Annotated in this window: 12 protein-coding genes; 3 read left to right on the forward strand and 9 right to left on the reverse strand. The window is 64.4% G+C overall.

What is annotated here, in order from left to right; translation table 11 throughout:
- Positions 1-66: 66 nt before the first annotated feature.
- Positions 67-543 (reverse strand): GtrA family protein, encoded by a 477-nt coding sequence (locus VIK36_RS14375; protein ID WP_255172650.1) that lies wholly within the window; start codon positions 541-543, stop codon positions 67-69.
- A 75-nt stretch (positions 544-618) separates the two neighbouring features.
- On the opposite strand from VIK36_RS14375, the gene VIK36_RS14380 reads away from it, so the two are divergent.
- Positions 619-2,202, forward strand: coding sequence for a DUF2142 domain-containing protein (locus VIK36_RS14380; protein WP_324642456.1), 1,584 nt, complete (start codon positions 619-621; stop codon positions 2,200-2,202).
- A gap of 67 nt (positions 2,203-2,269) precedes the next feature.
- Here VIK36_RS14380 and VIK36_RS14385 read toward each other — a convergent pair whose 3' ends face one another.
- From VIK36_RS14385 to VIK36_RS14395, 3 genes are all read right to left on the reverse strand, one after another.
- The gene (locus VIK36_RS14385; protein WP_324642458.1) at positions 2,270-4,240 is read right to left on the reverse strand and encodes a glycosyltransferase; all 1,971 of its coding nucleotides are present in this window, start codon (positions 4,238-4,240) and stop codon (positions 2,270-2,272) included.
- The gene (gene glf, locus VIK36_RS14390; protein ID WP_255172653.1) at positions 4,237-5,424 is read right to left on the reverse strand and encodes a UDP-galactopyranose mutase; all 1,188 of its coding nucleotides are present in this window, start codon (positions 5,422-5,424) and stop codon (positions 4,237-4,239) included. The genes VIK36_RS14385 and glf overlap by 4 nt, the downstream gene beginning before the upstream one ends.
- Before the next feature lie 124 nt (positions 5,425-5,548).
- Positions 5,549-6,133, reverse strand: a complete 585-nt coding sequence (locus VIK36_RS14395) for an acyltransferase (protein ID WP_255172654.1) — start codon at positions 6,131-6,133, stop codon at positions 5,549-5,551.
- 181 nt (positions 6,134-6,314) lie between these two features.
- Between VIK36_RS14395 and VIK36_RS14400 the strand changes: the two genes are divergently transcribed.
- Positions 6,315-10,397 carry an FtsK/SpoIIIE domain-containing protein gene (locus VIK36_RS14400; RefSeq protein WP_324642459.1) on the forward strand — a complete coding sequence of 1,361 codons (4,083 nt, stop codon included), beginning with the start codon at positions 6,315-6,317 and terminating at the stop codon, positions 10,395-10,397.
- Between the two features lie 56 nt (positions 10,398-10,453).
- Here VIK36_RS14400 and VIK36_RS14405 read toward each other — a convergent pair whose 3' ends face one another.
- Entirely contained in the window at positions 10,454-10,942 is a 489-nt protein-coding gene (locus VIK36_RS14405; protein WP_420716215.1) for a hypothetical protein, read from the reverse strand.
- Between the two features lie 229 nt (positions 10,943-11,171).
- On the opposite strand from VIK36_RS14405, the gene VIK36_RS14410 reads away from it, so the two are divergent.
- Complete coding sequence (locus VIK36_RS14410) at positions 11,172-11,420, forward strand: WhiB family transcriptional regulator (protein WP_003804966.1); 249 nt, start codon at positions 11,172-11,174, stop codon at positions 11,418-11,420.
- Between the two features lie 138 nt (positions 11,421-11,558).
- Here VIK36_RS14410 and VIK36_RS14415 read toward each other — a convergent pair whose 3' ends face one another.
- The 4 genes from VIK36_RS14415 to VIK36_RS14430 are packed head-to-tail and all read right to left on the reverse strand — an operon-like array spanning position 11,559 to position 19,904.
- The gene (locus tag VIK36_RS14415; protein ID WP_159631565.1) at positions 11,559-13,025 is read right to left on the reverse strand and encodes a sensor histidine kinase; all 1,467 of its coding nucleotides are present in this window, start codon (positions 13,023-13,025) and stop codon (positions 11,559-11,561) included.
- 27 nt (positions 13,026-13,052) lie between these two features.
- The gene (locus VIK36_RS14420) at positions 13,053-17,906 is read right to left on the reverse strand and encodes an NAD-glutamate dehydrogenase (protein ID WP_324642461.1); all 4,854 of its coding nucleotides are present in this window, start codon (positions 17,904-17,906) and stop codon (positions 13,053-13,055) included.
- 55 nt (positions 17,907-17,961) lie between these two features.
- A complete protein-coding gene (locus VIK36_RS14425; protein ID WP_324642462.1) occupies positions 17,962-19,266 on the reverse strand; it encodes an AAA family ATPase in 1,305 nt (434 codons plus the stop codon).
- Entirely contained in the window at positions 19,263-19,904 is a 642-nt protein-coding gene (locus tag VIK36_RS14430) for a hypothetical protein (RefSeq protein WP_324642464.1), read from the reverse strand. Before VIK36_RS14430 ends, VIK36_RS14425 begins: the two co-directional genes overlap by 4 nt.
- Positions 19,905-19,913: the final 9 nt, after the last annotated feature.

A 19,913-nucleotide genomic window follows, 5' to 3' on the forward strand; every position in this document is an offset into this window, starting at 1 on the left:
AGGCCGGGAGGAATCGTCGCGCCGGCGGGCGGGGGTGGAAGCCTGAAGCGCAACACCCGCGTTTCCCTATGAGCGGGCCTCTTCCGGTGTACGCCGGAAGATCCAGTGCCGGTACAGGAAGTAATTCCACGCCGTCGTAAGGATGGTGGCAGCTGTCTTGCCAATGACGTAGGTCCAGCCCACGGCGTCGAACCCAGTGACGATGAGGTCGCTGATCACGATGTTGACGATGACCAGCAGGATGTACTTCAGTGCACTGATGCTGCCGCTGTTGTTGGCGCGGAACGTGAACAGGCGCTGCAGGAGAAAGTTGAAGACCAGGCTCACGATGAACGCGATGGGGGTCGCTATCCATAGCGGGACATCGAAAATTTCGTGGAGGATGGCCAACAGCCCGAGGTCCAGGGCAAACGAGACGCCGCCAACGAGCAGGAACCTGACCACCGGGTGCTGGTAGAGCCCCATCACCATCCCCGGAACAGCTGGAGCAGCCTCGACGGGGGTTTCCGGTGATGAAGACGTGCCTGACGGCGGTGTTGGCATGGGTGGGTGATCCTCTCATGGTTGCGGAGTGTTCAGCCTCTGCACAGCCCGCCTCCAAGTATCCTTAAAGCTATCATGCCGTATTCCACTCGCCCCTTGCTCATGCCCAAAATCAGGACAGCCGGCCCGCGCCGCCTCCCGCCGTCGCCAATCCGGGTACTCATCGTTGCCTGGCTGATTTTCGGCTCCATTGGCAGCGTCTGGAGTTTCGCGTCCCCGCTGATGTCCGTCCCTGACGAACCCGCGCACGCCATCAAGGCCGCTGCGGTGGCCAGGGGGCAACTTATGGGTACGGGGTCCGGCGTGCAGGGCGATCCGTTGGTTGTCCAGGTCCCGGGATACATTGCGAACCTGAATGTCCGCAGTTGTTTTGCCCAGCACTCGAATATCACCGCGGACTGCGCCAAGCCGGTCGACGCAACGGACCGCGGCTGGACCGCAGGAAAGACGTCCGCCGGAAACTACAATCCGGTGTATTACGCGATCGTCGGCATGGGAAGCCGGGGCCTCAGTGGTGAGCCGGCAATCTACGCCATGAGAATCATCAGCAGCTGGCTCGTCGGATTCTTCCTGGCAGCAATCTTCGCGGCCGCCTTCTCGCTTCGCCACTTCAGGCGCCCCGTCATCGCCGCCGCTGTTGCCCTGACGCCGGCGGTGTTCTTCCTCTCCGGTTCCATTAACCCCAATGCTCTGGAGATAGCGACCACCGGCGCCGTCTTCCTCAGCCTGTGCGCCGTCTTTGAACAGGTGGCCGGCAGGACATCGCTGCAACGGCTCCCGCTGGTTCTCCTTACCCTGTCCGCATCGCTCCTGGCGCACACCCGTCCGCTTTCACTGCTGTGGCTGGCGCTTGCTGCGATCGCAGCCGTACTGTGCTACGGCTTCGGGACTCTTATGAAGACCCTGGCCCAGCGCGGCTTCCAGATAGCCATGGGCATCATCGCGTTGTCCTGCGTGTTCGCTCTTTGGTGGGTCTTCTCCGCCAGGAGCTTTGACAGCCTTCTTGCGGGCGCACCTATGCGGGCAGAAGATGCGGCCGTCGCCATGCTGGATAAGACCGTGTTCTTCATGGTCGAGTACGTTGGTGTCCTGGGCTGGATCGACACCATGCCCCCGCCCGGCACCCTTTACACCTGGGTGCTTGGATTTGGCGCCCTGCTGTTTCTCGCCTACACGGCGCGCCCTGTGCGCGGCCGCTGGGTCATGGCCCTGCTCACGGTCACAGTCATCGCCGTGCCCACCGCGCTCCAAGCAAGTTCGAGTGAAAAGCTCGGCTGGATCTGGCAGGGCCGCTACGCACTCGCCATGGTGGTGACCTTGATTCTGGCAGCTGGGGTAACCACGCGGTTCCGCCAGTTCCGGATCACACCGTGGTCCAAGTCCATGATCCGCTGGGGCCTGGTCCTGGGCGTCCTCGCCCACACGTACATCTTCCTGGAGGGACTGCGCCGCTACACCATCGGCATTCAGGACCACGTCAACTGGACCGAAATGTTTGATCCCCGTTGGCAGCCGCCGCTGACCTGGCAGGGCCTCGCCGTCATTTACATCGCTCTTCTGGCCGCCGGTGCCGTGTGCCTGTACCGCCTGCTCACGGTGAAACGTGCAGTGTTCAGCCTGCCCCATGCAGAGTCAGTATCCGCCGTGGACCGGGCGTAAGCCTCCTTTAGGACGCAAAACGGCTGCCGGATGTGAATCCGGCAGCCGTTTCGTTGTTTAAGTGCAGCTACCCGTTCCCGCGGAAAGTTTTCCGCCACGCCTCCATCGATACCAGGTCCGCAAGCGCTGCGCGGTAGTCCGCCGCCAGGGCGTCCCAGTTTTTGTAGAGCGCCGCGTGCTGAAGAGCCGACTGGCCCAGCATGGCTTTCAGCTTTTTTGGGTCGCGTTTGTACCAGGAGGCGGCTGTTCCCTCGGCATTGGACACTACGACGGAATCAAACTGCGCCGTACGGAACCACCTGTTGTCGACGTGGGCAAGGTAACCCTGCGGGCGTTCAAGCGAGGCCGCGGAGGGCTGCTTGAGCAACTGCCGCGCCACTGTCGTCAGGCCCCACTTGACCATGTCCTTCTTCGCGGGCATCTGGCTGTCACCCTGTCCCGAAAGCCCTGCCCCGAGGGAAGGTGCGGGAAAATCGTCTATGTCTTCACGCAGCTGTGCATCGGGGAAGGAGTCCCGCAGCCTGTTGATGCTGGCCAGCTTGGTGGCGAGGGACGGATGCAGATGGGAGGGGCCGGTCATCAGGTCCGACCTCGCCGTCAGCCGGTTCTGCACCGTGAAGTACTGAAGCGAGACGAGGTGCTTTACGTCTTCCTGGAAAGATTCCCGCAACACGGAGCCGCCCTTCGGCTGTGGGCTGTGGAGGAGGGCGGTTATCAGGCGGTTCCGGTTATGGAAATATGCCTGCCAGCCAACCAGGTCGTCTTTATCAATCCATGAGATATGCCAGAGCGCCGCGCCGGGCAAGGATACGGTCCGGTAGCCGGCGGCCCGGGCGCGCAGCCCGTATTCCGAGTCGTCCCATTTGATGAACAATGGGAGTGGAAGGCCGATGTCGCGTATGACGGAAGTGGGTATCAGGCACATCCACCAGCCGTTGTAGTCGACGTCGACGCGCCTGTGCAGCCACGGCGTCTGCCGGAGATTCGACACACTGAAGTCGTGCCGCATCTGCATGTCCTGGTGCGGCTGGCTGGGTGAAAACCGCCGGGAATCAATCGTTTCGCCCATTGAATACAGCGTGCTGCGGCTGTACAGGTCGAACATGTGGCCGCCGACGATGGTGGGCTTACGGCAACGGCCGGAGAACGCCATCATGCGCAGGATGCTTTCCGGCTCCATCACAACGTCGTCGTCAAGGAGCAGAACGTAATCGCTGCCGTTTTCAACAGCTTCATACATTCCACGGGCGAACCCTCCGGAACCACCCAGATTCGGCTGGTCGATCACTCGAAGCTTGGGGCCGATGCGGGCTGCAACTTCAGCGAAGCCGGGTTGGTCAGCCACCTTGACGGTGCCCTGGTCAACGATCAGTACTTCCCGGGCTACCTCGAGCGCTTCCGGGTGTTCTGCCAGGGCACGGACGTTGGCAAGGCAGAAGTCCGGCTTGTTCATTGTGGTGATCTGGATGGTCGCTGTTTCGAGGGGCCGTTCTGCGGGAGCCCCCTCCCAGCGGGCCTCCCCCAGGATAAGGTCACCCCGGCTTGACGCCAGGTCGAACCAATACCACCCGCCGTCACCAAAGGGTTTGATGGAAAGATTGAATTCTGTTCGTGAGTCGCCGTCGACCCTCGTGCCATCCACTCGTTGAATGGTGCCGCGCGCGTTTGATTTGAAGACGGTGATGGATCCGTGCCCGGACGTCTCGACCACCAGGCGAACCTCGCGCAGGTGTGTCCACCTCCGCCAGTAGCTGGCGGGAAACGCGTTGAAATACGTTCCCAGCGAGATTTGCTCCCCTGAACGCACGCGTATGGAGAACCGGGACAGCAGGTCGTCGAAGTGCACCTCCCGCTGGCTGGATCCCACAAGTTGCAGCTTGTCCTCTGCCCGTTTGGGATTCCGGGCCGACTCATCGCTTTCCCGGAAACGGATCCCTGTTGCCGGGCCGGGGTCCGCATAGAGCGACATCGTGTCGACTCCGGATTCCGGCGGGAATATCACCCGCTGGAGTGTCGCCCAGCCCGGCGAACCGCTCATGCGTCCACGCCTCCGCTTTCCAGCTTCACGCCGCTTTCGAAGTGCGGCCTGATCTTGTTGTCGAACATGCTCAGCGCGGACCCGATGGCCATGTGCATGTCCAGGTACTTGTAGGTGCCGAGGCGGCCGCCAAACAGGACATCCTTCTCCGCGTTGGCGAGGTCGCGGTACTTGAGCAGCCGCTCCCTGTCCGCCGAGGTGTTGACCGGGTAGTAGGGCTCGTCGCCCTTCTCCGCAAAGCGCGAGAACTCGCGCATGATGACAGTCTTCTCACTCTGGTAGTCGCGCTCAGGGTGGAAGTGGCGGGGTTCGATGATGCGGGTGTAGGGGACGTCGTCGTCGTTGTAGTTCACAACGGACGTGCCCTGGAAGTCGCCCACCTCAAGGACTTCTTCTTCGAAGTCGATAGTGCGCCAGGACAAGTCACCCTCGGCGTAGTCGAAGTAGCGGTCAACCGGGCCGGTGTAAATAACGGGGATGTTGCCCACCACTTTGTTCTTGCTGTACTCGTGGGACTCATCGAAGAAGTCGGTGTTGAGCCGCACCTCGATGTTGGGGTGCTCCGCCATCTTCTCGATCCAGGCGGTGTAGCCGTTGGTGGGCAGCCCCTCGTACTTGTCGTTGAAGTACCGGTTGTCGTAGTTGTAACGCACGGGCAGCCGGGAGATGATGCCGGCCGGCAGGTCCTTGGGATCCGTCTGCCACTGCTTGCCGGTGTAGTGCTTGATGAAAGCCTCGTACAGTGGGCGGCCGATCAGCTGGATGCCCTTGTCGTTCAGGTTCTGGGGGTCCGTTCCCGCCAGCTCGCCGGCCTGCTCCTGGATGAGGTCCCTTGCCTGCCCTGGTGTGAGGTTGGCCCGGAAGAACTGGTTGATGGTGGCCAGGTTGATGGGCAGCGAATAGACCTCGCCCTTGTGGACGCCGTAGACCTTGTGCACGTAGTCAGTGAAGGTGGTGAACCTGTTGACGTACTCCCACACGCGTTCGTTGGAGGTGTGAAACAGGTGGGCACCATACCGGTGGATCTCGATGCCGGTCTGCTCTTCCTTTTCGCTGTACGCGTTGCCTCCGATGTGGTGGCGGCGGTCGATGACGACGACCTTCAGGCCGAGCTCGGTGGCGGCCTGTTCTGCGATTGTCAGGCCAAAAAAGCCGGACCCTACGATGACGAGGTCAGCGGTCACAAAATCTCCTGGTTCGAATGCGGGCAGCGCAAAGGCGTGCATTGTCTGCTGCTCCAGCCTACCCGAGGGACCGCAGGGCCCGTCGAATCAGCATGCCCGCTGTGAGTTGGTGCACACGCCGTTTTCAGGCAGGGCGCAGCACTCCGCCGCCCTCAAGGTAGGCGTCCCCCGTTTCCGGGCAGATCCACTGCCTGCCCTCTTGCGTGAGAGGCTTGCCCGCCTTCCCGACCCATCCGATTCGTCGCGCCGGGACTCCCGCCATGAGGGCAAAGTCCGGCACGTCCTTGGTGACGACGGCGCCTGCCGCCACCATGGCCCACGCACCGATCGTCACGGGTGCTATGCAGACGGCCCGGGCGCCGATGGCCGCTCCCTGCCGGATGGTGACGCCCACTTTGTCCCAGTCATCCTCCGTCTTCAGGCTGCCCTCCGGGGTCACGGCACGGGGAAAGACATCGTTGGTCAGGACCACCGCCGGGCCGATGAAGACTCCCGCCTCCAAAACTGCCGGCTCGTACACCAGTGCGTAGTTCTGGACCTTGCAGTTCTCTCCCAGGACCACGCCCGGGCCAATGTAGGCACCGCGGCCGATAACGCAGTTCTCCCCCAGGCGCGCTGCCTCCCTGATCTGGGCAAGGTGCCACACCTTGCTGCCTGCCCCTATGCAGGCTCCGGCGTCGACGTCCGCGCTGTCAGCGATCGTGTTCAAAGGGGACTCCTTCGCTGCTGTCGGACCGCCTAGCCAGGTCCAGGGTGTAGTGATCCTAACCGGGCTGCCACCTTCCGGGGAGCCCGGAAACCACACGTTTATCCACATAGGCCGTGAAACGCCTGCCGGGCGCCGCGTGCCGTGGCTAGCGTGTGGGTACATGCACCAAGGATCCCAGGCGATGACACTCAACTTCACACTGGTTGGCGGCCCGGGATCATCACCGGAGCAGCTGCCCGTGGAACTATCCATCAGCGCCCCGACCGGCACGCCAGGCGACATGATCCACGAGCAGTTGGTCCGGAAGTTCCGTACGGGCGCCGTCACGGTAGATGGGGAGGACCTGCGTTGCGTGGCCTTCGGAGTACCGCCGCTTGTAGAGGCCGCGATCCTTGTCGACGGCGGCCCCATCCCGTCAAGCCGGCGCCCGCGGCGCCGCCCGTCCCCTGAAGCCGCGGCTCCCCTGGCTCTTGCCATCCACAGCGGCGCCGCCGCGGGGACGGTTGTTCCGTTGCGGCGCGGCAGTTACAGCATTGGCCGAAGCGGAACGCGGATAGTCATCCCGGACCCGGAGTTGTCGCGTGAACATGCGCGGGTTGTGGTCACGGACACCGACATCCTGTTGATTGACCTGGACAGTGCCAACGGCACCTATGTTGACGGTGAAAGGATCCGGACCAAGGTCATCTCCACGGATTCCAGCATCAGATGTGGGCAATCGAACCTGTCCCTGGTCTTTGCAGACCCGCCTGGCCGGGCGCTTGCTGACGCCGGCCAGTCCGTGACGGAGCCCATTGTCGTACCCGCGCGCGTTGACGCTGGAAACCGGGCAGCACTCGTTCTCACCGCGGTTCTCCCACTGGCAGCGGGGGTGCTGCTGGCCGTATTCACAGGGATGTGGATGTTCCTTGCCTTCTCCGCAGCTTCCGCGTTCGCCGTCCTTGTTCCTGCTGTCAGCGGACGGCGGCAGAGACGGGACCTGTCAGCCGCCCTGCAGGCCGCGGTTGAGGAAGACAGGGAACGACGACGGCGGAGCGCACCGTCCCTGTCCCTCGTCGCGTTGGCAGCACCACGGGGCAAGGAGACGTCCGGTCCCGGCTCCGGCGGAGGCGTCTGGTTGCGGCTGGGCCAGGCAGCGCAGGCGGCCAACGTCCGGATTGAACCGGCAGGCGCCGGTCCAGCGGTTCCATCGGCAGGGGCGGTGCCCCTGGTCCTGGACCCGGGCCGCGGACTCACCACCATTGGCGGTCCCCGGTCCGCCACTGACGGCGCCATCCGGTCCATACTTATGCAACTGGGAGGGTATCCGCGCGCAGGCAGAACCCACGTCCTGGTTCATGGAAAGCCAGGAAGCCTGCCACTCGCCGCCCGGTATCTGCCCAGGGTGACTCTCACTGCAACACCACACGCCGCCCTCGGTGTCGTGACCAGCGGTCACCCGCACGGCTGCGAGCGCGCCGTACTGCTGATTCGGGGGGAAAGCTCTGAAGGGGCAGCTGATGACTCAATACGGGACGCAGCGATTCGACACGGATGGCAGGTGCTTCACTTCCGGCCTGAAGAGGGGGAATGGCCCACACCTGACGTCTTTCTTTCCGAGCGCAGGTCTGTCCTGTTCGAGGAGCTTTGCGAGACCATTTTTGTTCCCGATCTGGTGCCGGAGGATGTCTTCACTGGTTTCTGCCGGCGCATGGCAGGCGCCACGCGGCAAGGCACGGTACAAGGGGGAACCGTTCCCGCCACCTGCAGCCTCGGCGATGTCCTGCCGTTGACGTCTGCAGCCACCGCCGCACGCTGGGGATCCAGCGGGCAAAAGGACGGACTGGCCGTACCCCTGGGCCTCACTGCGGCAGGAACCAAGACCGTGGATCTGCAGCACGACGGGCCCCACCTGCTGGTGGCGGGCACTACAGGCTCCGGGAAATCGGAACTGCTCCGCAGCCTCACGCTCGCTCTCGCCCTCAGCTATCCGCCCGAGCGGGTCAACTTCTTCCTGATCGATTTCAAGGGCGGCTCGGGGCTTGGTCCACTGAGTGACCTCGTCCACTGTGTGGGACTGCAGACCGACCTTTCCAGCTCCGAAATGGAACGGACACTGACCTCGCTCCGCGCCGAACTGCAGCTCCGCGAGCAATGCCTTGCTGCGGCCCGGGTACCGGACCTTTCCGCGTACCGCTCCACTGAGGCGGCGGAGGACTTTGTCCTCCCCCACCTTGTCATTGTCATCGACGAGTTCAGGATGCTGGTTGAGGATGCGCCGGAGGCGCTCCGTGAGTTGCTGCGGATAGCGTCCATCGGGCGTTCCTTGGGCATTCACCTGATCATGGCAACGCAGAGGCCGCAGGGAGCGCTGACAGCGGACATCCGCGCGAACGTCACGTCCAGCATCGCCCTTCGTGTGCAATCCGACATGGAGTCGGTGGATGTGGTCAATTGCAGGAGCGCTGCGGCCATCAGTGTGGACGCACCTGGCCGGGCGTTCCTGGCCCGCGGGACGGAGGCCGCCGAGGAGTTCCAGGGTGCGTCACTGGCCGTGGCGGCGACGGGCGGTGCATCATGTCCCGTCACTGTCCACCGGACGATTGATTTTCTCGCGGGCCAGGTTACCCGGCCCGGCAAGGCGCCAGCCTCTGTGCCAACTCCTGCGGAGGCGGTGGAACCCTTGGCAGCCATGGTGCGGAACCTCTGCACCCAGCAGGAGAAGCAGGTCCCGAGGAGGCCCGTCGCCTCTCCGCTGCCGGAGGATCTGGAAGAACCCGTCCCCGGGGGCCAGTCCCCCTGCTCTGCCGCCCCCGCTTCCCGGCCGCTGGAGCCCGTCAATCCGACGGGTGAGGTCCGCCTCGGCCTCATGGACGTGCCCGAACAGCAACGGGTGGAAGCCCTGGCGTGGAGTCCTGTCCGCCACCGCCACGCAGCGTTTATCGGCAGCCCTGCGTCCGGTGCCGGGGCGGCCTTGGAACTGGCCGTCCACACATTGATGACCTGTGGCAGTGAAGCCCACTTTTACGTGCTGGACGCCACGGGAGGTTTCCTCCCGCTGGCCAGTGCAGGCCGGGTGGGTGCACTGGCCGGACTGGATGACCTGCGGCGTGGAGTTCGGATTCTGGAGCGGCTTGTCCGGGAGCTGGGTCAGCGGCGGAGCCACCCAACCTCCGGGGAGGTGCCTCTTGTCGTCGTCGTCTCCGGCTGGGGATCCTGGGTGTCGGCTTTCCGTGCGGGACCGCTGGCATGGGCTGAGGACCTGGTCCATGACCTGGTCCGTGACGGCGCCCTGGCAGGGATAACGCTGCTGCTCTCCGGGGAACGGGAGCTTGTCACTGCCAGGTTCTTCGGTGCCCTTCCCAACCGTTTCTATTTTCCGGCCGGTTCCACCGAGGAGAGCCGCGCCATGTGGCCACGAATGCCCTCGGTACCTGCAGTTGAAGGGAGGGCTGTTGCCTTCGGCCCGGTTTCAAACGGCAGTCCTGCTGTCTGCCAGTTCTACCGGAGCCCGGCCCCGAATTCACTGGGCAAAGGCGGCGCAGGATATCCGGTTGCCTCGCTGCGGCCATTCCGGCTGGAACCCCTCCCCGAGCAGATCACGGTGACGGAGGTGGCAGCAAGGGCGGCACCGGCACTCCGACAGGGTCACTCAGCCGAAGCCCAGCCAGGCCGGGAACCAGCCGCCGGCGGCCGTCCGCCGGAGCGCCCCATGACCCGCACGGGGAAACGGGATGTCTTCCTCGGAGTCGCCGGGGATGAGCTGGCCGCAGCGTCCTTCCGCATTCCGGCCAGCGGGGTAGTTGCGGTGCTTGGCAACCCCGGAAGCGGCAAGAGCAATACCCTGCGCGCATTGGAGGCACTCAACCCCGGCCAACTGTGGTGCGCGCAGCAAGGGCCATCCCAGGCCGCGGACGACTTTTGGGCGGACATGCTCCTGCAGGCGGGGAGTGGTTGTTTGCCGCGGGAGGCACTGCTGCTGGTTGACGACGTCGACCAGCTCGCACCTTCGGCATTGAGGGATGTGGGCGAACTACATGCCCTGGGCCATTCCCTGGTGGTAACCGCTGGTTACAGTCCTGCACTTCTCCATCGTGTCCCGCTCCTCATCAATGCGCGGTCATCCGGCGCCGGGCTACTGCTCGGCCCGCGTTCGATCGCTGACGGCGACCTTTTCGGGATACGGTTCGACGTCGAGTCCAATCCCCCGCCGGGACGTGCTGCCCTCATCACCGGCGGCCGGGCCGTCCCCCTCCAGGTGGCGTGGGCTGAAGCAGATGGGTGACCGGCCCGCGGGACAGGACGTGCACACCATCAGCCACATATTCGGGACGATCCAGCTCAGAGGGCAGGGGGTGCACTCCCTGTGCGGGAGGCATGGCTGACAACCGGGTTGGTAAAGAGGAGAACGATGGCGGTGACGGCGGGGACGAGCATCGCCAAGCCGGCCAGGACGAGGCCGCTGGTCATCGTGGGCACCCCGATGGTGAGGACGAATAGCTGGGCGACCAGCGCTGCCGCCCTGGTCCACCGGTAGCCCCGGTAGAGGAAGACTGCCACCGCGTACAGCCACGCCGAAAAAGCCAACAGGAGTCCCAAAGTGAAGACGGCACCCCAGAAGGACAGGACCGGGCTGCCACTGAGCAGCTCGTAGGCATACCAGCCGGCCGCCGCCAGGAGGGCAGTGGCCTCGGCAGCCGCAACGATGGCGACGACTTTCGCGGCCGCGGGCACGGGGTCCCGCCGCCCGTTCGTCCCGCCGTCGGGGACGCCGACGGGTTCGTCGGAAGAGGATGGGGTACCTGCTGGGTCTACCGGGGGTCTTGACACACTGGCACCCTACCGGACATAGTCGGACACTGGTGAGGGCCGGAGCAGCCACTGTGATGCATCGCTCAGGTTTCGTGGGATATCAGGCGTTATTACCCCTTGTTTACACAGCGTTAACATGACAGGCTTGATGCAGATGACCAAGGGGGCCCAGAGGGCCCTTTTCCTTTGTAGCCACTAGTGAATAATTTCACAAAGGCTTATCCCAGAAATGGAGCAACTGATCAGCATGGATTGGCGTAACCGCGCAGCGTGCCTCGACAAGGACCCGGAACTGTTCTTCCCCGTCGGGAATACAGGACCGGCCCTCCTGCAGATCGAGGAAGCAAAGAGCGTCTGCCGCCGGTGCCCCGTTGTCGACACCTGCTTGCAGTGGGCCCTTGAGTCCGGCCAGGACGCCGGAGTCTGGGGCGGAATGAGCGAAGACGAGCGCCGCGCCCTGAAGCGGCGCGCTGCCCGCGCACGCCGCGCTTCCTAGGATCCCGGCGCCGGCGAAACGGCACAGGACGACGCTACCGGCACACAGAGGCCCCGCGACAAATCCATTTCGGATTGTCACGGGGCCTCTGTCAGTTCAAGCCCGCGGCCAGGTAAACCACTGGCCGGAGCGCACCTCCTACTTCCCGGCCAGGCTGAGCCGGATCTTGACCTCGGTCCCGCCGCCCTCGCGGCGCTCCCACGTGATGGTCCCGCCGAGCTCACTCGTGACGAGGGTCCGCACAATCTGCAGGCCAAGGCCCTCCACATGCGGGGTCTGCGGAAGGCCCACGCCGTCATCGGCGATGGTTACAGTCAGCTCTTCGCCGTCCTCCGCTTCGGACCGGTCGGCCACCAGCCAAACCGTGCCCGCCCTCCCCTCAAGGCCGTGCTCCACAGCATTGGTCACCAGTTCGTTGATCACCAGGGCAAGCGGCGTGGCGAGATCGCTGGGGAGCTCCCCGAAGCTGCCGGAGCGTTCCGTCCTGACCTGCTGTGAAGGGGAAGCCACTTCCGCGGACAGCCGGAACTGGCGGCCGATCAGTTCATCGAAATCCACGCTCTGCGTCAGTCCCTGCGACAACGTCTCATGGACCAGCGCGATGGTGGCCACGCGGCGCATGGCCTGCTCCAGGCCCTGTTTTGCTTCATCGCTCACCATCCGCCGGGACTGCATCCGCAGCAGCGCAGCCACCGTCTGCAGATTGTTCTTGACCCGGTGGTGGATTTCGCGGATGGTGGCGTCCTTGGTCACCAGCTCCATTTCACGGCGGCGCAGCTCTGAGACATCGCGGCAGAGGACCAGCGCGCCGAACCGCTGCTGCTCGTCCCGGAGCGGGATGGCACGCAGGGACAGGCTAACTCCCCTGGACTCAATCTCGCTGCGCCAGGGCATGCGGCCGGTAACTACAAGCGGCAGGGTCTCGTCGACCAACCGGCGGTCCTTGAGCAGGCCTGCGGTTACCTCAGCGAGCGAACGTCCCTCCAGGGACTCCCCGTCGCCCAGCCTGCGGAAGGCTGAAACTCCGTTCGGGCTCGCGTACTGCACCACCCCGTCGGCATCCAGCCTGATCAGCCCGTCGCCCACGCGGGGAGCACCCCGCCGGGAGCCCGTGGGCGAAGCAAAGTCCGGCCACAATCCCAGCGTGCCCATCCTTAGCAGATCGTAGGCGCACTGCCGGTAGGTCAACTCAAGCCGGGACGGCATCCGTGAACTGGAGAGGTCCATATGGGTGGTAACAACTGCAAGTGTCCGGCCGTTGCGGACCATGGGGACAGCCTCTACCCGCAGGGCCATCTCACTGTTCCAGTTCGTCTCGCTGGAGCGCTCAATGGACCTGCTGTTCCATGCCTTGTCCACGAGCGGCTGCAGGTCGGAGCGGATGCCCTCACCCACGAAGTCACTGTGGAATGCCGTGTGCGTGGTGGAAGGACGCACGTGGGCCAGGGCAATGTAGCCAAGCTCCGGGTGGGGGAACCACAGCGCCAGGTCGGCAAACGCAAGGTCCGCGACCATCTGCCAGTCCCCCACCAGGAGGTGCAGCCACTCGGCATCGCCCGGCCCGAAATCAGCGTGCTCCCTGATGGGGTCCGTAAAGATTGCCACTGCACCTCCAGTTACGGCGCCTGCTTCCTAGCGCCGGACGATTGACCTCAAGAGCCTCAATGCTACCGACAGTGAGGCCATGTCGTCGGCCTCCAGTGCGTTCACCTCGTCGAACATGCTCTTTGCCCGGCCCAGCTGCTCGGCATTTTGCGCCTCCCAGTCCTTGAGCCGTGCATCCGGCGACCCTGTGGCGGACGTGGCGTCCAGCACCGCCGTCGTCATATCCGACACCGTTGAGTACAGGTCATCGCGCAACGCTGCCCGTGCCAGCGCCTGCCACCGGTCCTGCCGGGGAAGGCTGCTGATCCGTTCAAGCAGCGAGTCCGCGTGGAACCGGTTGAACACGGTGTAGTAAACGGCCGCGATCTCCTCTACGCGGTCCTTCCGGGAGCGGGCGATCTTGGCGATGTCCAACAGCACGAAGCTCTCGAACAACTCGGCCCAGCGCAGCGCAAGGCCTTCCGGGAGTTCCCACTCGCGCCCCTTCGCCAGCCACGCCGCCACCCGCTCGCGGTCGTCGCCGCGGAGGTAGTCCAGCAGCCGGGCGCGCATGGGATCCATCAGCGGCTTGAACTCTGCCACCACCTCGGCAATGGGGCGGGAAACACTTTCCTGGCTGAGCAGCCAGCGGACTGCCCGGTCCAGGAGCCGACGGATGTCCAGGTGAACTGTGCTCCAATGCTCCGTGGGGAACGAGGCAGGCAGGCTGTTCAGTTCCCCCACCATCGCGTCCAGCTCATATACCTCTCGCAGTGCCACAAACGCCTTGGCCACGGCAACTTCGCTGGCCGAGGTTTCCTCCATCACCCGGAAGGCAAACGTGATACCGCCAAGGTTGATCATGTCGTTGGCCACCACCGTGGCGATGATTTCGCGGCGCAGCGGATGCGTGTCCAGTTCGGCGTCAAAACGTTCACGAAGCTGGTGCGGGAAGTAGGCACGCAGGGTGTCACGGAACCAGGGGTCATCGGCGAGATCGCTGTCCCGCAGGGCCGACGCCAGCTCGATCTTCGCGTAGGCGGCCAGTACTGACAGCTCCGGGGACGTCAGTCCCTGGCCCTGCTGCAGCCGTTCCCGCAGCGTTTCCGTGGTGGGCAGCGCCTCCAGGTCGCGCTTAAGGTCGGCGCTCTTCTCCAGCCAGTCCATGAGCCGCTCGTAACTCGGGCTCCACTCAGCCACCCGCGTCCGGTCGTTCAGGAGCAGGATGTTCTGGTCGATGTTGTCTTCGAGAACCAGGCGCCCCACTTCATCGGTCATGGAGGCAAGGAAGTCAGCGCGCTCCCCCGCCGGCAACTTGCCGGCAGCAACCATCCGGTCAACGAAGATCTTGATGTTGACCTCATGGTCGGAGCAATCCACACCTGCGGAGTTGTCGATGGCGTCCGTGTTGAGGATGACCCCCTGCAGCGCTGCTTCAATGCGGCCGCGCTGGGTCATTCCCAGGTTGCCGCCTTCACCCACTACCTTCACCCGCAGGTCCCGGCCGTTGACCCGGATGGCATCGTTGGCTTTATCGCCTACGGAGGCGTTCGACTCGGAAGACGCCTTGACGTAGGTTCCGATTCCGCCGTTGTAGAGCAGGTCAGCCGGCGCCAACAGGATGGCACGCAGGAGTTCAGGCGGGCTGAGCTCAGCGGTTTCCGCCGGAAGCCCCAGCGCGGCCCGGACCTGCGGGGACACGGGAATGGACTTGGCCTGGCGGGCGAAGACACCGCCGCCTTCGCTGATCAGCGACTTGTCGTAGTCGTCCCAGGAAGACCTGGGCAGGTCGAACAGCCGCTGGCGCTCCGCGAACGAGGCTGCCTCATCCGGGTTGGGGTCCACGAAGATGTGCCGGTGGTCAAATGCCGCCAGCAGGCGGATGTGCCGGGACAGCAGCATCCCGTTGCCGAACACGTCGCCGGACATGTCCCCCACGCCAACCACGGTGAAAGGTTCGGTCTGGGTATCCAGGTCCAGTTCGCTGAAGTGGCGCTTCACCGACTCCCAGGCGCCCCGCGCCGTGATGCCCATGGCCTTGTGGTCGTAGCCCACGGAACCGCCGGAGGCGAATGCGTCCCCCAGCCAGAAGCCATACTCCGCGGACAGCCCGTTGGCGATGTCCGAGAAAGTAGCCGTTCCCTTGTCCGCCGCGACCACAAGGTAGGAGTCGTCGTCGTCATGCCGGACAACGTTCGACGGCGGCACGAGCCGTTCGCCGCCGCCCTCGGTAAGGAGGTTGTCAGTAAGGTCCAGCAACCCGCGGATGAACGTCTTGTAGCTTTCGACGCCTTCGGCCATCCAGGCCGCGCGGTCGGTTGCGGGGTCCGGAAGCTGCTTCGCGAAGAAGCCGCCCTTGGCTCCCGTAGGCACGATAACGGCATTCTTGACCGTCTGCGCCTTGACCAGGCCCAGGACTTCCGTGCGGAAGTCCTCCCGCCTGTCGGACCAGCGGAGCCCGCCGCGGGCAACCTTGCCGAACCGGAGGTGCACACCCTCGACGCGCGGGGAGTAAACCCAGATTTCGAACATGGGCCGCGGGAACGGCAGCCCTTCAATATGGGCGGGATCCAGCTTGAAGCTCAGGTGCGGCTTGTTCTGGTAAAAGTTGGTGCGGAGGGTGGCCTCGATCAGGTTGACGAAGGTGCGCAGCACGCGGTCGGCGTCGAGAGTGGCAACTTTTTCGATGGACGCTGCCAGTTCCTGCCGCACCGAAGCCTGGGCCCCAGCGCGTTCACCATCGCTGATGGAGGGATCGAAGCGGGCCGCGAAGAGGGCGCTCAGCCCCCTGGTCACATCCGCGTTGGCCAGGAGAGTGTCCGCCATGAAGCCGAAGGAACTGCTGTTGCCCATCTGGCGCATGTACCGGGCGTAGGCGCGGAGCATGGTGATTTGCCGCCATTGCAGACCTTCCCGCAACACCAGTCGGTCAAAGTTGTCCGATTCCGCAGCACCGGTGACGGCCGCGCCAAAGGAGTCGGCAAGAAGCCCGCCCGTGGACAGGGGGTCCACTCCCGCCGGGTACTTCAACCCCAGGTCGTACAGGAAGAAGTCCCGATGGTCTGCTGTTTCGATTTCAAAGGGCCGCTCGTCCAGGACCTCGAGCCCGAGGTTGTGGAAGTAGGGCAGGATCTGGCTCAGGCTTTTGGGCTCCAGCATGTAGAGCTTTACCCGGGCGTCTTCCTCCAGTGTTGCACCGGCGCCTTCGGGAAGATACACGTGGACTCCGGGACGGTCCTGCCGTGCCCCGGCGTTCCGCTCGGCGGCGGCCCCGTACTTTTCGAACCGCGCGATGTCTTCGAGGGCGTCCTCCACTTCGTAGTCCACCCGGTAGCTGGCCGGGAACGCCTCGGCCCAGGTACCAGCCAGTTCCTTGGCCTCGGCTGGGTCCCGGCCCTCACGCAGGACCTCCGCGATGCCTTCGCTCCAGGACCTCGCCGCCCGGACCAGCCGCTTTTCCAGCTCGTCGCTGTTGACATGGCTGACGTCGGCGTCCTTGGGCAGCCGGATGCGGAAGAACAGGCGCGCGAGTGCCGATTCGGTCATCCGGGCTTCGTAGTCGATCGAGACTGCCTGGAAGGTTTCCCGAAGTTCCTGTTCGATGCGAAGCCGCACGTTCGTGGTGTACCGGTCCCGGGGCAGGTACACGACAGCGGACATGAAACGCCCATAGATGTCAGGCCTCAGGAACAGCCGGGTACGCCGCCGTTCCTGCAGTTTCTGGATTCCAAACGCGGTTGCGGCCAAATCAGGGATTTCGATCTGGAACAGCTCATCGCGTGGGTAGGTTTCCAGGATTCCCAGCAGGTCCTTGCCCGAGTGCGAATCCGGCGGGAAGCCGGCGTTCTGGAGGACCGCATCCACCTTTTCCCGGACGATAGGAATGTCGCGGACGGAACCGGCGTAGGCGCTGGTGGCAAAAAGGCCAATGAAGCGGCGTTCGCCGTTGACGTTACCCGCAGCGTCAAAGCTCTTGATGCCGATGTAGTCCAGGTACGCCGAGCGGTGCACGGTGGACCGTGAGTTGGCCTTGGTGATGACGAGGGCGCGCTTTTCCCGCGCCTTTTTACGACCGGTATCAGTGAGGTGCTGGATGTGCGGGGAGTCCGCGGCTGCCCGGAGCAATCCGAGGCCGCTGTCCTCGCGCAGTTCCAGGACGTCTTCGCCGTCGACATTGAGCAGATCGTATTCGCGGTAGCCCAGGAACGTGAAGTTTCCATCGTCCAGCCAGCGCAGCAGATCCTTGGCCTGCCGCAATTCGGCAATCTGCGCAGAGTTGGCCACCTTGTCCAGGCTTTCGGCGATCTCCAGCGCCTTTTGGCGCATCCTTGGCCAGTCCTCGACGGCGGCCCTGACGTCGTTCAGGACGCGGGTCAGTCCCGCGAGCAGGGAAGTCTTCACTTCGTCGGAAACCCGGTGGATTTCGACGGCGATCCAGGACTCCATGTGCGAGGCATTTTCACCTTGCGCAATGAGGTGGGAAAGGTTGGGCATTGCCGCTGTGTCCCCGCTGGAAATGCCCAGGTGTGCCGGAACCCTGTTGACCTTGACCAGTTCGCCCGTTTCCCGGTTCCTGGTTGCTACGAAAAGCGGGTGGACAACGAGCCTGATGGCCGCGTGCTGCCGGACAAGTTCGGCGTTGACGGAGTCGACCAGGAACGGCATGTCGTCAGTAACGACAAAGATGACGCTGCTGTCCTCTTCATCGATGATCGCTATCTTCGCCTGACCGGGCTGCCGCACGGACGCTGCCCGGCGGTGTTCCTCGGCACGGGCTTCCAGAACATCCCGGGGGTAGCTTCGGGCATCCTCCTCAGCCAGGTGCTGGTAGTAGTCCCCCATGAAGCCTTCAAGGCCTTCAATGGAGAGGGGCTGGTCCTCCACACTGGATCCAGACGACATCGACAACGCCTCCATCAGAGATATTCGCCGCACCTTTGCAGCTCTTATGGCGAGCCTAGTCCTTTGCCCTTCGCCGTGGTGTGGAAGAAAATACAGAGGATTTGGCTTTTCGCTGGTCTGGTGCACAAACAAGTTCACGGATGGCACGCCGAAGCGCGGAGTCGGGGCACGCTTCAAGCAGCAGCGACCCTGCAAGGAGTGCTGCATCGGCGGCGCCGGGGTCGTAGGGCAGGAACGCTTTGAGTTCCGACGCGGGGCCGTACCGTTCCCAGGCATCCCGCAACTGGCGCTCCGGGGCTCTGCCCACGGAGGAGGAACGCACCTTGTTCATGACGACAGTGGGTGAGGCTTGCGGTACAGCACCTTCCAGTTCGGCAAGCGCACGGACCATCCGCGGGACACCCACGGGATCAGCCGCGCCAACGGCATAGACCGCGTCCGCCAGTTCCAGGGGACGCAGCGTCGCGGCATTCCGTCGCGGCGCCATGGTGTCGAAGCTCAGCTCTTCATCGGCTTCGAGGCAAAAGCCGGTATCCACCACCACAACGTCCGCGATCTGCCGGGCCCGTTCAAGAACAAGCGACAGGGCAGTGGCGCGCAGCTCAGTCCAGCGGTCCGCGCGGGTAATCCCCGTAAGCACCCGGAACGTCCCGGACGCAGTGGCGACGGTGGCGGCCACCTTCCTAAGGGCGTCCGGGTCCAGCAGCCCCTGGTCGGCAAGCCTGCACGCCTGGGCAAGCCCGGCTGACTCATCCAGGAGACCCAGCACCGCCGCGACGCTGGCGCCGTAGGTGTCCGCGTCGACCAGCAGGACATCCCGGCCATCGGCAGCCATCTCGCCGGCGATGTTCACCGCAACAGTGGTCCGTCCCGGCGCCCCGGCCGGTCCCCAGACAACGATGAGCCTGCCGGCTGGTTCGCCCTCGAGGCCAGGTGCAGGCTGCACGGGATCTAAGGCCAGCGCAGCCCCGGTGTCAGCTCCCGCGCTCAGGATGGCGGGACGGGCAGCACCTGTCAGCTGGGCAACGGCATCGGCGATCCTGTCCGAAAGCTCTGCTGACTCGACTCCCGTCAGCGCCGACGCGACACCGATTTTGCGGAGCCTGGCCGCCTCCTCGGCATTGTCCGTCAGCGCGATGACTGCCACCCCAACAGCTCCAAGCCGGTCGACAAGGGAAGCAGTCAATCCGTCGGACCCTTCTGCCACTACGGCGGCCCTTGCCAGACCGCTTTGACAGGCAGCGAGGAGCTCGGGAAGTTCGGTGCATCGTCGAACCACTGTCACCGGACCGTGCAGTCTTTCCAGGCCGCCAACCAGGTCCTCCCGGCTTTGGCCAACGGTGACAACCGGGATACTCATCGGGCCCCGCCCGGATTCCACACAACGGATATCTTCGCGTCATTGGCCTGGGCACCCAGCAACGCAGGCATCTGCTTGTCCTCTACCAGGACCATCAGCACGGTGGTCTTTGACGATCCGAGGGCAGTGGACCCGGTGGTGACCTCGGCGATTTCAGCTCCGGGAAGGATGAGTTTCGGCTCGCTGAATCCGTTCTTTGCATTCGGCTGCGCCACCCAGACGTCCACCCTCGCACCGGCAACCGCCTGGGACGGCAAAGTCTGCGCGATGTTGAGCGCCACCGGCTTACGGTCCAACCGGTCCACCTCACCAAGGCTTGCCCTGGGAACCAGCTGGTCCTTGGCGATCCGCTGCACGGCGACAACGTCCTGGGGCAGGCCGTCCTCCACGGTGATGTAGTGCTGCTCCGTGTCGCCCAGGCGCACCTTCGCGCGGACCACATTCTCCGCTGTCAGGCGCTCACCCACGGCAATGCCGTCCCGCGCCGCGAAGACCTCGGTGGTGCGGTCTGCGCTGCCGACCAGGAAGGTAACCCCTGCGACAGACACCAGGACCAGGAGAACGCCCACCAGCAACCGCGGGTCCTTCCACGACGGGCGCTTCAGCCGTGGCGCCGTGGCGCTCGAATCAGGAACCATACCGTTCTC

The organism is Pseudarthrobacter sp. LT1 (assembly GCF_035621795.1).
Lineage (GTDB): Bacteria > Actinomycetota > Actinomycetes > Actinomycetales > Micrococcaceae > Arthrobacter.

Bases quoted from the DNA above. Each gene is read 5' to 3' on its own strand.
- VIK36_RS14400 (WP_324642459.1), top strand. From the start codon at position 6,315: ATGACACTCAACTTCACACTGGTTGGCGGCCCGGGATCATCACCGGAG.
- VIK36_RS14375 (WP_255172650.1), bottom strand. From the start codon at position 543: ATGCCAACACCGCCGTCAGGCACGTCTTCATCACCGGAAACCCCCGTC.
- VIK36_RS14410 (WP_003804966.1), top strand. From the start codon at position 11,172: ATGGATTGGCGTAACCGCGCAGCGTGCCTCGACAAGGACCCGGAACTG.
- VIK36_RS14425 (WP_324642462.1), bottom strand. From the start codon at position 19,266: ATGAGTATCCCGGTTGTCACCGTTGGCCAAAGCCGGGAGGACCTGGTT.
- VIK36_RS14380 (WP_324642456.1), top strand. From the start codon at position 619: ATGCCGTATTCCACTCGCCCCTTGCTCATGCCCAAAATCAGGACAGCC.
- VIK36_RS14420 (WP_324642461.1), bottom strand. From the start codon at position 17,906: ATGTCGTCTGGATCCAGTGTGGAGGACCAGCCCCTCTCCATTGAAGGC.
- VIK36_RS14430 (WP_324642464.1), bottom strand. From the start codon at position 19,904: ATGGTTCCTGATTCGAGCGCCACGGCGCCACGGCTGAAGCGCCCGTCG.
- VIK36_RS14385 (WP_324642458.1), bottom strand. From the start codon at position 4,240: ATGAGCGGTTCGCCGGGCTGGGCGACACTCCAGCGGGTGATATTCCCG.